A 13,099-nucleotide genomic window follows, 5' to 3' on the forward strand; every position below is an offset into this window, starting at 1 on the left:
CTAGACAAAATGACACCAAATGAGTTTTACTATGATCAGCTACCCCAACAAAACAAGGTGGCTTAACTAGAGCGGAATATCACTTATAAATACGCTTTTAGTTGTTCAAACAAGTGGGACCACCTCTATTAATCCATTTGAGCTGACATTACCTGCATAAATAATGTCAGAATTTTTAGAAAGCTTAGTTTTTACTTTGCTTGATTTATTAGACGTTTCATAAAGCGGTAAGTTGTTTAGTTTTGGGGTTAATTTTTGTCCTATAGTACGTTCAATATCTTTAGATGTTTCATCATTACCACGAAACTTAGTCATTTCTTTGGCTGTACCTGCTACTTCTTTGGTCGTTTCGTTAATTTGACTTAAGGTTCCTCTTAGATCTCTTAAACTGTCTGCAAAGCCAGCATAAGAAGACGTTGAACTAGCATAAATGGTAAACAGAAGAATCAGGGGTGAAATTTTCATCATACTTACTCCTTAACGATGATTATTTAAATTGAATACTTTGTTTAGGGATGCGAAAAATTCGCATTTTTATGATAGAATATTTAATTAACAGTTGTAAATAGATGAACGTTAAATAGTAAAAAATTAAAAAGTGATATAGTGAGAGCCAGGTTGTGAGTATTTTTATTTCACAAGATATGAAAATTCATCTGATATAATTTGTAAGAGACTAAAAATAGTGAGAAAATTTCAATTGTAATTCTATTGCTGTTGGTGTAATGACTAAACTTCCTACTAATGATGCTGAGTTTAATTTAAAGCAAGTGCTTGCACTCATGGATTATCTTAGCCAATGGTTAATTCGTTCTGGTGTTGGATATACAGAATTTTCAGCTGCTTTAAAACCAATTTTTTATCAACAGGCTCTTCAAGAATTAGAAAGGATTGATCAAAAGCCTACTATTTCTGCTATTAGTTTATTATCTGGTCTACACCGTAAGGATGTCAGTGCATATAAAGAGACAAAGCTGGCGGGTAAGCCTTTGACTGAAGCAAATATCTCTGAACCAATTAGTGTTCCTTCTCGGGTTATAGGTTTGTGGTTAGCAGAAGGCTGGGGAGAATGTTTACCATTCAGTAGTGATGAAGAAAATAATTTCGAAATTCTGGTAAAAAAAGTATCTACTGAACGCCATCCTAGGTCTGTGTTAAATGAGTTGATCCGATTAGGCATAGTACTTGAAAAAGAGGGTAATATTTTCTTGCAAAAAGGACAGTTTATTCCTGATCCTTCTTTACAAGAAGCTCGTAAAATTTTGATTAAAAATTTACAATCCCATCTGGCTGCAGGTTTACATAATTTATTTGAAAATAATCAGACAAACTTTTTAGAACAAGCTGTGTGTGCGGATGGCTTAACAGAAGCATCTGTTCAGTTTTTACGTGATCAAAGTCTAAAATTGTGGCACGAATATTCACTACAACTACTCAAGCTAGCTTCTGAAAAATGTACAGAGGATGAAGGCAAGCTAGATGCTTCTAAAACTTTTATATTTGGGGTTTATCAACATGACCGTGAAGAAAATGGTTAAGCTATTTTGCTTTAATGTTTTATTTTTAACAATGATTGGTTGTGGACAGGATTTTAGTGTAGGGGGAGCTAGTTTAGAAGGTACAGGTAATGGGCTTCCACCTCCACCTGGTCTTGGGAATGCTAACGACAGCAATAGTGATGATGTCTTTAAACAGGATCAATATACGTTAAGACTATCTGGGGCTGCAACTGATTTGTATGGTCTAGTCGTTCGTGAAATTCAATTTTTGGATTTATATCAAAAAACAGATTTACGTAAAGATGCTTCGTATGATCTAAAAGTTGATAAAGATAAAGGTACTCCTATAGAGATTAAATTATCTTTTCTTAATAATTATTCGGATAAAGTGATATTAGAATATCCTGATTGCAATGTGCCTTTAGATTTTTATAATACTGAAACAAAAGATCAATTATTTCCTGAGATGCAGTGTTCCATTATTAAAAAAGTTGAATTAATGCCAGATGAAGAGCGTATTTTTCAGCTTAAATACAAGTTATTTGAACCTGTAAAAGGAGTATGGCAGTTAAATAATCAAGTCAAAATTACTATCCCATCTGAGCCAGAAGAAGAGTGTGGAGAATTGCAGCTACCATTGGAACTAATAGAAAATAAAAACTTTTCTTGATGAAAGTCGAACGGATGAGGACATAAGTTTGAGCAGATACCCTTGCAAATAAAAAAACCAGTGCGGTGGCACTGGTTTTGATTGTGATCTAAAGCTCTAAAAGCTATATGCGCTTAGGAGTTCTTTTTACGATCTAGGCTTGGGTCTTTGATTTCTACAAAAGCATTGTTGCGTGTTTCACGTAACCAACTGTCCAATTCAGTATCAAACTGGCGTTCACCTAGTATTTGACGTGCCATACGTTCTTGGTATTCACGAGTCATATCTTGCTGGCGTGTATCGGTCACTTGCAGTACATGCCAACCAAACTGGGTTTGGAATGGTGCGCTAATTTCACCTTTTGCAGTATTTTTCATTTGGTTTTCAAATTCAGGTACCATAACCCCAGGATTAACCCAACCCAAGCTACCACCATCACGTGCAGAGCCAGCGTCATTAGAGAACGTCGCTGCTAAGGTTGCAAAGTCTTCACCCGCTTTTAAACGGTTGTGAATACTGTCAATCATGTGTTTCGCATTTTCAGGGCTTACGACTTCACTTGGCTGAATCAAGATATGTCGAGTTTGATATTGTGGAACTAGTGCACGTTGCTCAGTACTTTTGCGCTCCAGTAATTTTACGACATGAATACCATCACGGACTTCAATCAGTTCACTGGTTTGCCCCACATCTAATGGCGTAATACGTGCAGCAAGTTCCGCGGGAATATCGGTCAAGTTACGTAAACCCATGTCTGCAGACTGAACGGTTACACCATTGCCTGTATATTTTTTACTAATGGCTTGAATGTCATTGTTCTGCGCCAATTCAGCTTTGACTTGTTGCGCAACTTGTGCGGCATTTTCTGCTCCAGAAACACGCACATGCAAAATATGGACTTGGTTGCCTAAGGCAGCCTGACCTTGTGGGGTTTTAAGAAAGTTATCAACGTCTTGATCGCTAATTTGAATACGTGACATCACCACTTGCTGACGCAAACGATTCATAGCTAAATCTTCGGCAATACGATTACGTAAAAACGCATAACTGCCAGGAGATGATTTATCTAACTTTTGCTGAAAAGCCTCTAAGCTATTGCTTCCATTTTGCTGTGCAACTTTTAACACAGCTTCATTCAGGGATTTTTCATCAGCTTTAATGTTATAGCGTTTGACTTGTTCTAATTGCGCTTGGCGTACAATCAGTTGTTCTAAAGCTTGTTGTTCTAAAATGTGTTGTGGCGGAACAGGGCGCTTTTGCATTTCAAGTTGTTGTTTGAGTTCAACCACGCTTTGCGCTAAATCACTTTTTAAAATGACACTATTGTCAACTACAGCCACAATTTGATCATTCGCAGCAAATGCAGGCAGCGCTGCTGTCATGCAAAGTGCCAAGGTAGATGCTTTTAAAAATCGTTTTAACTGTTCTATTTTCATTAACGTTGTGTCCAAGATTGATTAATTTTATTAAAACCTAAAATACGGTTTTCAAGTAAAGATGCAAGTTTATTATTGAAACTGCCTAAACCTTTTAAATTTAACTCTGCCATAATGGCACGTTTGGGTTTAACGCCCGCATCCGTCACATCATCCAAGTCGTTATAGTAAGAGCGACCATAGACTGAGATGCCCCAACAGCACGACTCATAGTTCACACCTAGCAAATATTCACGCGCAACGCTGTTGTCTAGGTCATATTGAGCATGACCTAAAATGCGCCAGTTGTTGTGAATAGGTTGAATAAACGATGCCACGACTTGATCATAATGATCTTGACGGTTTGGAATAACACGGCGGTTAATATAACCAAAGCTATATAAGTTGCCTTGATCACCCGTGTAAAGCATATTGACACTGCGCTGTGCATTGTCGCCATTTGACATCCATGCAGCATTGGCACCTACACTAAGGTTTTGGCTTAGCTGACTGGTTAGGCTAACAATTGGCCCAGTACGGTTTTCCGTATTAAATTCGTCTTCGGTATTATCCAGCGTGACACGACGATCTTCAAAGTAAAAACTTTGACCAATTCCTGCTCTAAGGCGTTCCAAACCAATTTCATCAAATAGGCTATAGTTTAAACCCAAAGACAAAAAGTTGTTGTCTTCTAAACGGTCATGACCATAGAAACGGTTTGGACTGAACAACTGGTCATAATTAATCGAAGCTGTTGCAGAGTCAAAGTTTGGGTGGTCGTTTTGATTGCGGTACGGTGCATAGGCATAGAACGCGCGCGGGGTAATGGCTTGCAAGAAGCGACCATCTTTTTCAAAGGTAATCCCTGTGTCTAAAGTGAATTGCGGAACAGTAACCGACTCACTTTTACTTGAAGATTTATACGTGTCTGTACTTAGAGTTTCTTTATCATAGAAGGTGTTGATGTTGCGTAACGATACTTCTGGAATCACAAATGACCACGGGTTACGGTAGTTGTAACGCACTGCAAAGTCATTATAAATACGCGTACCACTTGGTTCCCCATCTTGCGCAGCTAGATCTTTTTTGAAGTAAGCTGTGTCGTTATTAAATTCGACTTGGAAGCCTTGAGGATTGCCCGTTTTATAGTTCAATAAAAATTGTGGTAGGCGTGCATAAGGGCGATCCACAGATGGAATCGTCTTATCCAGGGTTTGGAAATCTTCAACTTTGAGCTGTGCTTTTAAACCCGGTATGCCATTACGATAATTCAACTCCCAAGCACGACGTAAATTTAGGTCGGTTTTAGAGTTCGGGTTGTTATTTAAATCGGCAAAGTAGTCTTTGTCCGATGCATAGTTATATTCTAAGTTGGTTGAAAATTGTTCGTTGATTTGCCAACCGTGTAAAAAATGTAAGTCTTTACGGTCTTGGTCATCATATTTGGCATCCGATGCTAAATAACCGCCCCAAATTTTACCTGAACCAAAATTTTCAGTTAAATAACGGAATTCACCTTCTAGCATCGCGCCACGATCTGCAATATAACGCGGGCTAACGGTTGCATCGTAATTAGGTGCTAGGTTCAAATACACAGGTACAGAAAGTTCGACACCACCATCATTGGTAAAACCAAAACTTGGGGTCAAAATACCTGTCGTGCGGCGGTCGTCAATCGGAAAGTTAAAATAAGGCACAGCCATGACCGGTACATTTTTTACATATAGTTTTGTACCGCGTGTTTCACCGCGTCCAGTTTCCTGATTGAGCTTAATTTCGTTGGCTTGAATTTTCCAGGTTGGCGCTTGCTCGGGCGGGCAGGTGCTGTAGGTGGCGTTATTGAGTACCATGGTATTGGTTGAGGTACGTGCAATTTTTTCTGCCATGCCATGAGCATGCTGTTCTTCAGCAATATAAAAACTGTTATTTAAATCGCCTTGCTGAGTTTTAAGGTTGTAGTTAATTTCATCACTTTGCGCAAGTAAACCAGCTTGTGCCATTTGAACACGACCTTCGGCTTTGGCAAAGGTTTGGGTCTGATCAATGGTAATTTTATCGGCGCGAATTTGACGGCCTTGCTGGTCAATCAGGACATTGCCTTCTAAGACGGAATCGCCATTTGGGTCATAGTGACCATAATCGGCAGTAACGGTAGAGGTTGCTTCTGCAGCGTCTACAGCAACTGTATTTGAACTGATAGGTGTCAGCCAAGCACCTTTACAATAAGCCGAGCTGGCTGTGTTACCAAATTGTTGTTGCGCTTCGGGCGTTGCTTTATCAACATAATATTGCTCAAAGAATTGCTGACCTGGGTAAGTCTCTTGAATACTTTGTTTAAGCCGTTGGTTGTCAATATGACTGACCGATGAAGCCTGATCTGCTGTCTGTGCATAACTGGAAACAGAGTGACCACATAACAGAGTTAAGACCGCAGTCGCTAAAGGATTAAATTTAAACTGATGCTTCATTTATCTCATCAACCAAGAGTGCTTAATCGCAATTAATTATTGTCGCATCATAGAGAAAAAGCGCAGAAGTAGCTACACTTAACACTTTAAAAACTCAGCCTGTATTAGAATTTATTGCAAATGAATACACAACGCGAACAATTGATACAAACATGGATAACATCTGTACTTGGTTCAGATCAATTTGAAACTCATTTTTTAGCAGGCGATGCAAGTTTCCGTCGTTACGCACGAATCAAATTGAATAATAAAACATTTATGCTTATGGATGCACCACCAGAAAAAGAAGATTGTGGTCCTTTTGTCACGATTGATGAATTTTTTGCTGCCAATGCTGTGCGTGTACCCAAAATTGTGGCCAAAGACCTCACACAAGGCTTTTTGCTGTTGGAAGATTTTGGTGATGTCTTATTATCTACCTTGCTGAATGATCAGACTGTAGATGACTATTATGCACAGTGTTTTAAGCAACTGATTCAATTACAAGCGATTGATGGTGCGGCACATTTCCCTGGATATTCGTATGACAAGTTGATCAGTGAAATGGAGCTACTCACCGACTGGTTATTGCCCGCTTTACAGATTCAGCCAACGGCTGAAGAAAGTGCATTAATTAAACGTACATTTGCGATTTTGGCCAATGCTGCTTTGGCGCAGCCACAAGTGATAGTACATCGTGATTTTCATAGTCGGAACTTAATGAAAATTAATGATGATACCGAGCTAGGTGTAATTGATTTTCAGGATGCAGTGATTGGTGCAGACACCTATGACCTGATTTCAATTACACGTGATGCTTATGTGCAGTGGAATGCTGAGCGTGTGTATCGCTGGTTTAAAATGTTCTATGACTTGTTGCCAGCAGCATCTAAGCAAGATCGTGATTTTGAACAATTTAAAAAAGATGCCGATATGATGGCAATTCAGCGCCATATCAAAATTTTAGGTATTTTTGTGCGCCTGTTTGAACGTGATGGCAAATCGGGTTATCTCAAAGATTTACCGCGCGTGATGTGGTATTTACTTGAAGAAAGTAAGCCTTATTCAGAATTACAACCATTTATGCACTTTATTCACACGACACTAATGCCAAAATTTACAGCCAAATATGGTCAGTATGAGGTGGTTGCCTAAATGAAAGCCATGATTCTTGCCGCAGGAATGGGCAATCGTATGCGTCCTTTAACACTGCATACGCCTAAACCTTTATTGGAAGTCGGTGGAAAACCTCTAATTGTGTGGCACATCGAAAAATTACAAAAGATGGGTGTGCAGGAAATTGTCATCAATACGGCATGGTTGGGTGAAAAACTTGCAGATACTTTGGGTGATGGTTCTCAGTTTGGTGTGAAAATTTTGTGGTCGCATGAAGGCGAAGGCTTAGAAACTGCAGGTGGCATCATCAATGCGTTGCCATTATTGGGCAATGAACCTTTTATATTGGTGAATGGCGATGTTTGGACCACCATGGATTTTGCGCCACTATTAAATGTGCAGCTTCAAGACGACTTGGCACATTTGGTTTTGGTGGAAAACCCTGTGCAGCATCCGCAAGGTGATTTCACTTTGGCTGCAAACAAAGCCTATACTTTTGAGCAAGCACGCTCAGGTGAAAATCTGACTTATAGTGGCGTGGCGGTGATGCATCCGCAAATGTTTAACGGTTTGGAATCGGGCAAACGTCCGCTTGCGCCATTGCTCAAACAAGCCATGCAGCAAGAAAAAATTTCTGCACAGAAATTGCAGGGTGTTTGGGTGGATGTTGGCACTCCTGAACGATTAAATGCGCTAGATCAACAAATTCAGCAGGGTGTGTACGCTTAAGTGCATATTCACTAAGCATTCGCCCCTATGACTGCAACTATAAATCGGTATACTTCCATTAACTTTTTCGAGATGTGAATTGTGATGCATTCGTTTTTTCAGGAACTCAAGCAAGGTAGTCAGGCTTTAGGTTTAGAGCTCAGTGATGAGGCTTTAAATTTATTACTCAAATACCAAGATGCTTTGGTGCTATGGAACAAAGCGTACAACCTCACTGCAATTCGTGACCCGAAAGAAATGCTAGTGAAGCATTTGCTAGACAGTCTGAGCATCCTCAAAGATTTGCCTGCAGGTCGTTTACTGGATATTGGTACTGGCGGTGGTATGCCGGGCATGATTATTGCCTTGTGTCAGCCTGAGCGCGATTGCGTGTTATTGGACTCGAATGGTAAAAAGATTCGTTTCTTAAAACAGTTTATTGCCGATTTAAAACTGAAAAACGTCGTGGCAGTTCAGACCCGTGTTGAAAATGAAGACAGCATCCGCGAGTTAGGTCAGTTTGATGTAATTACCAGTCGTGCTTTTGCATCTTTAACTGACTTTGTAGCCGCGTCAAAACCATTTATGCATGAGCAAAGTATTATTGCATCTATGAAAGGTTTGATTCCTGCCGATGAAGTAGAGGCATTGAAAGATGAATTCAGCTGTGAAATTATCGAGCTCAAAGTTCCGCGCTTAGACGAACAACGTCATTTACTTTTATTAAAACGTATCTAATTTTCAAAGGACTGGGGTGATCATGGCACAAATTATTGCGATTGCGAACCAAAAAGGTGGTGTCGGAAAAACCACAACCGCAGTAAATTTGGCAGCATCTTTGGCTGTTTTGAAAAAGCGCATTTTATTGGTCGATATGGACTCACAAGGCAATGCCACCATGGGTTCAGGCATTCAAAAAAATGATTTGCTGTATTCAGTGACCGATGTATTGTTGGGCGAAGTGCCGATTGAAACTGCAATTAGCAAGGCAGAAGTTGGTTATAAAGTTTTGGGTGCCAATCGTGATTTGGCTGGGGTTGAATTGGTGATTGCTGAGCAAGAGGGGCGTGAGTTTATTTTGCGCAATGCCTTGCAAGAAGTTGCCAAAGACTTTGATTATATTATTGTCGACTGTGCACCAAGTTTAAGCTTAATTACAGTAAACGCTTTAGCAGCAGTGCAAAGTGTAATCATTCCAATGCAGTGCGAATATTATGCACTTGAAGGTTTGGCTGACCTGACGCAAACCATTGACCGTATTCAACAAGCACTCAATCCTGATTTAGAAATTATTGGCGTATTGCGTACCATGTATGATGCGCGTAATGCCTTAACCCGTGACGTGTCTGAAGAATTATCGCACTATTTTGGTAAAAAATTATACGATACCGTGATTCCGCGTAATGTACGCTTGGCAGAAGCACCTGCACACGGTTTACCCGTCATTTATTTTGAAAAAAGCTCGAAGGGTGCAGTTGCCTACCTGAATTTAGCAGCTGAAATGTTGAAAAAAAGCAAAGTGAAAAAAGGAAGTAAAGCATGACCACAAAAAAACGCGGATTAGCCAAAGGTCGTGGTTTGGATGCCTTATTGGGGTCAATCCAGAAAGAAAAATTACAACTTGAAGTGCAATCTTTAGATCATGGTCAGCTAAAACAAATTGATGTCAATTTATTAAAACGTGGTGAATATCAACCGCGTCGCTTTATTCAAGAGCAAGATTTACAGGAGTTGGGGGCATCTATTGAAAAACATGGTGTAATGCAGCCAATTGTGATTCGTCCGATAGATGACGAACAACATCCTTATGAAATTATTGCAGGTGAGCGTCGCTGGCGTGCTGCACAGTTGGCAGGTTTAACTGAAATTCCTGCAATTGTGCGTGATTTGACCGATCAGGTCGCGATTGCTTTGGCATTAATTGAAAACATTCAGCGTCAAGACCTCAACCCAATTGATCAGGCAATGGCGTTACAACGCTTTCACGATGAGTTTGGCTTGAGTCATCAAGAAATTGCCGAAACAGTAGGTAAAGCACGTACCACGGTCAGTAATTTATTGCGTTTACTCACTTTGGCTGAGCCTGTTAAAGAGTTGATGCAGCAAGGCTTGCTAGATATGGGTCATGCACGTGCTATTTTAACTTTGAAAGCTAAAGATCAGCTCAAAGTCGCGCAGCATGTAATTGAAAAGAATTTATCGGTACGTCAAACCGAACAGTTGGTACGTGACTTTAATGCGCCAAAACAAGAAAAGCCGAAAACGGCTATTGCGCCTGATATTCAACAACTCACGCAACGTCTTTCTGAGCGTTTTAGTGCAGATGTTAAAATTGATTATAACAAGCAAGGTAAGGGCAAATTGACCATCAGTTATCACTCTCTGGAAGAGCTGGATGGTATTTTAAATATTTGCCTGTCCGATTAATTTTAATTCGTATTTTATTGGGGAAAGCGAATGTGGGAATTGGTAAAAGCAGGTGGCTGGCTGATGCTGCCGTTGGTATTGTGCTCGGTATTTACCGTTGCAATTACCATTGAGCGTTTTATGCGTTTAAAGCGTACGGGTATTTTGCCCAATGCGTTGTTGCTCAACCGCGGACAAAGTTTAGCGACTGCGTTGCAACAACTGAATCAAAGTGCCAGCTTAAAAAACAGTACACTAGGTCGTATTTTTGAGGCGGGTGCGCGTAATAAACAACAATCAGAACACTATGCGCGTGCACAAATGGAAGCGACAGCTTCACAAGAAATTGGTTATTTAGAAAAAAATATCAACTTCTTGGGTACGCTCAGTGCAGTTGCGCCATTATTGGGTTTATTGGGTACAGTGCTAGGGATTATTGAATCATTTTTAGTGATTGATGTGGGTGCAAGTAATCCAACCTTAATGATTCCAGGGATTTCTAAAGCCTTAATTACCACTGCTGCAGGTATGTTAATTGCAATTCCAGCCTTATTTGCCTATCGTTATTTTCAGCGTTTGGTGCAAGAATATACTGCTGAGTTAGAGCAGCAAGCGACTTTGTTTCACGCAGGATTATTTCATCAGAGTCAACCTCATCAGCTTGATGCGGATGTGCAAGATGTGAAAAAAGTAAGCTAAGGTGAGTTTATGAAATTCAAACGCTCGCAAGTTGAAGATATTCATATTAACCTGACTCCAATGATTGACTGTTTACTGTTCATCCTGGTGTTTTTGTTGCTTTCGACCACATTTAACCAATTTAGCCGTATGAATTTAACTTTGCCAGATGCGCAAGGCGTACCACCAAAATCTTATGAACATAAAATTGAAGTCGTGGTAGATTCTTCAGGGCATTATTCTGTCAATGGTCAGGCACTTTCGACTAAGGAAGTGGCAGATTTGAGCACAGCAATTAAACAAATTTCTCAAGATCGACGTGATTTAATGTTTATCATTGCTGCAGATGCCAAAGCCACTCATCAAGATGTGATTCGAGTTATGGATGTCGCAGGACAACTTGGTTTCGTCAACATCAATATCAGTACGAAAGTCCCAACTCGAGGTTATTAGTGAAGAAGGATTTACAGGTCTATCGCCGTCTTCTGAGATATTTGCTCCCATTTTGGGGCTTGGCAATCTTGGTGATTATCGGTTTCGCCATTAATGCAGCCACAGAAGTATCTGTGGCAAAACTCTTGGAAAAAATTATTAATGCCATTCAGGAGCGTGACCAATCTTTCACCACACTATTTCCGCTATTAGTCATTGCACTGATGTTTTTCCGTGGTTTGGGAACTTTTATTGGCGGTTACTATACCGCAGTGATTTCACGTAATTTGGTATTCAATATCCGTCAGGAAGTCTTTGCTAAATTGCTGCGTTTACCTGCACAGTATTACTTAGATAATACCAGTGGGCACATTACTGCCAAAATTATGTATAACGTAGAGCAGTTGACCGCTGCATCTACAGAATCGCTGCGTACATTGGTACAACAGGGTTTGATTACACTCGGCTTGCTCGGCTATTTGCTGTATACCAACTGGCGTTTGACCTTATGTATATTGGTATTTGGCCCATTAATTGGCTTGCTGATTCGTAAAGCTGCAAAACGCATGCGTCGTTTATCTATTCAAGTACAAGACACCATGGGGGATGTAAACCACGTGGTGCAAGAAACGGTGAATGGTAATTTGGTCGTCAAAGGTTTTGGTGGTCAGACCTATGAACAAAGCCGATTTAAAGAAAACTCTTTAGAAAACCTGCGTCGTGGTTTAAAGATGGTGGCAGTGCAGCAATTGAACAGCCCTGTGGTGCAGTTCATTATGTCCATTGCTTTGGCAATTATTATCTGGATTGCCTTACGCCCAGAAATTCTACGTGATATTTCAGCAGGCGAGTTTGTAGCCTACATTACTGCCGCAGGTATGTTGAGCAAGCCAATTAAAGCTCTTACCGATATTAATGAAAAATTACAACGCGGTTTGGCAGCAGCGCATTCAGTCTTTGAACTGCTCGATATGCCTGAAGAAGACAATCACGGGACGCTTACACCAGACTTAAAAGGTAATTTGCAATTTAAAAATGTGAATTTGGTGTATTCCGATGGTCACCATGCCATTCATGATTTCAACTTGGATGTCAAAGCAGGTGAAACTGTGGCTTTGGTTGGGCGTTCAGGTGCGGGAAAAACCTCATTGGTCAATCTGTTGGTGCGTTTTCAGGAAGTATCCTCAGGGCAAATTTTGTTTGATCAGCATGATATTAGTGACATTGAGCTGAATAGCCTGCGTTCACAAATTGCGATGGTCAATCAGCAAGTGGTATTGTTCAATCGTACGGTACGTGAAAATATTGCCTATGGTCAGCTTGAAGGTGCGAGTGATGAAGCAGTGATTGCTGCAGCCAAAGCGGCTTATGCACATGACTTTATTATGGCTTTACCGCAAGGCTACGACACAGCATTAGGTGCGCAAGGCTTGAATTTGTCTGGTGGTCAGCGACAACGTATTGCCATTGCACGTGCAATCTTAAAAAATGCACCAATTTTAATTTTAGATGAAGCCACCAGTGCTTTAGACAATGAATCTGAATACTTTATTCAACGTGCATTTGATGCGGCTATGCAAGACCGTACCACCATTGTCATTGCACACCGTTTATCTACCATCGAAAATGCTGACCGTATTGTAGTGATGGATCAGGGACGTATTTTAGAACAAGGTACTCATCAGGAACTCATGGCGCAAAAAGGTGCGTACTTTCAGTTGCATCAGCGTAACTTCGAGGAACATTAAT

Annotated in this window: 13 protein-coding genes; 10 read left to right on the forward strand and 3 right to left on the reverse strand. The window is 40.4% G+C overall.

Annotation, left to right across the window (positions count from 1 at the left end; genetic code table 11):
* Positions 1-105 precede the first annotated feature (105 nt).
* Positions 106-468 (reverse strand): hypothetical protein, encoded by a 363-nt coding sequence (locus tag HYG89_RS12145; RefSeq protein ID WP_178867736.1) that lies wholly within the window; start codon positions 466-468, stop codon positions 106-108.
* A 257-nt stretch (positions 469-725) separates the two neighbouring features.
* Here HYG89_RS12145 and HYG89_RS12150 point away from each other — a divergent pair, with 257 nt between their 5' ends.
* On the forward strand, positions 726-1,538 hold the full coding sequence (locus tag HYG89_RS12150; protein WP_178867737.1) for a DUF6502 family protein: 813 nt from the start codon (positions 726-728) through the stop codon (positions 1,536-1,538).
* Positions 1,516-2,169: a hypothetical protein gene (locus tag HYG89_RS12155; protein ID WP_178867738.1), complete on the forward strand. Its 654-nt coding sequence runs from the start codon at positions 1,516-1,518 to the stop codon at positions 2,167-2,169. Before HYG89_RS12150 ends, HYG89_RS12155 begins: the two co-directional genes overlap by 23 nt.
* A gap of 113 nt (positions 2,170-2,282) precedes the next feature.
* Here HYG89_RS12155 and HYG89_RS12160 read toward each other — a convergent pair whose 3' ends face one another.
* Positions 2,283-3,584, reverse strand: a complete 1,302-nt coding sequence (locus tag HYG89_RS12160) for a peptidylprolyl isomerase (protein WP_178867739.1) — start codon at positions 3,582-3,584, stop codon at positions 2,283-2,285.
* The gene (locus tag HYG89_RS12165; RefSeq protein ID WP_178867741.1) at positions 3,584-6,031 is read right to left on the reverse strand and encodes an LPS-assembly protein LptD; all 2,448 of its coding nucleotides are present in this window, start codon (positions 6,029-6,031) and stop codon (positions 3,584-3,586) included. Before HYG89_RS12165 ends, HYG89_RS12160 begins: the two co-directional genes overlap by 1 nt.
* Positions 6,032-6,151: 120 nt before the next feature.
* Here HYG89_RS12165 and HYG89_RS12170 point away from each other — a divergent pair, with 120 nt between their 5' ends.
* From HYG89_RS12170 to msbA, 8 genes are all read left to right on the forward strand, one after another.
* Positions 6,152-7,165 carry an aminoglycoside phosphotransferase family protein gene (locus HYG89_RS12170; RefSeq protein ID WP_178867744.1) on the forward strand — a complete coding sequence of 338 codons (1,014 nt, stop codon included), beginning with the start codon at positions 6,152-6,154 and terminating at the stop codon, positions 7,163-7,165.
* Complete coding sequence (gene murU, locus HYG89_RS12175) at positions 7,166-7,855, forward strand: N-acetylmuramate alpha-1-phosphate uridylyltransferase MurU (RefSeq protein ID WP_178867746.1); 690 nt, start codon at positions 7,166-7,168, stop codon at positions 7,853-7,855.
* 84 nt (positions 7,856-7,939) lie between these two features.
* Positions 7,940-8,572, forward strand: a complete 633-nt coding sequence (gene rsmG, locus HYG89_RS12180) for a 16S rRNA (guanine(527)-N(7))-methyltransferase RsmG (RefSeq protein WP_131261485.1) — start codon at positions 7,940-7,942, stop codon at positions 8,570-8,572.
* Positions 8,573-8,594: 22 nt separating this feature from the next.
* Positions 8,595-9,377 (forward strand): ParA family protein, encoded by a 783-nt coding sequence (locus tag HYG89_RS12185; RefSeq protein WP_096901175.1) that lies wholly within the window; start codon positions 8,595-8,597, stop codon positions 9,375-9,377.
* Positions 9,374-10,261 carry a ParB/RepB/Spo0J family partition protein gene (locus tag HYG89_RS12190; protein ID WP_178867748.1) on the forward strand — a complete coding sequence of 296 codons (888 nt, stop codon included), beginning with the start codon at positions 9,374-9,376 and terminating at the stop codon, positions 10,259-10,261. The genes HYG89_RS12185 and HYG89_RS12190 overlap by 4 nt, the downstream gene beginning before the upstream one ends.
* Before the next feature lie 30 nt (positions 10,262-10,291).
* Positions 10,292-10,939: a MotA/TolQ/ExbB proton channel family protein gene (locus HYG89_RS12195; RefSeq protein ID WP_178867750.1), complete on the forward strand. Its 648-nt coding sequence runs from the start codon at positions 10,292-10,294 to the stop codon at positions 10,937-10,939.
* 9 nt (positions 10,940-10,948) lie between these two features.
* The gene (locus HYG89_RS12200; protein ID WP_004976812.1) at positions 10,949-11,371 is read left to right on the forward strand and encodes a biopolymer transporter ExbD; all 423 of its coding nucleotides are present in this window, start codon (positions 10,949-10,951) and stop codon (positions 11,369-11,371) included.
* On the forward strand, positions 11,371-13,098 hold the full coding sequence (gene msbA, locus HYG89_RS12205; RefSeq protein WP_178867752.1) for a lipid A export permease/ATP-binding protein MsbA: 1,728 nt from the start codon (positions 11,371-11,373) through the stop codon (positions 13,096-13,098). The genes HYG89_RS12200 and msbA overlap by 1 nt, the downstream gene beginning before the upstream one ends.
* Position 13,099: the final 1 nt, after the last annotated feature.

Source organism: Acinetobacter sp. SwsAc5 (assembly GCF_013391485.1).
GTDB classification, from domain to species: domain Bacteria; phylum Pseudomonadota; class Gammaproteobacteria; order Pseudomonadales; family Moraxellaceae; genus Acinetobacter; species Acinetobacter towneri.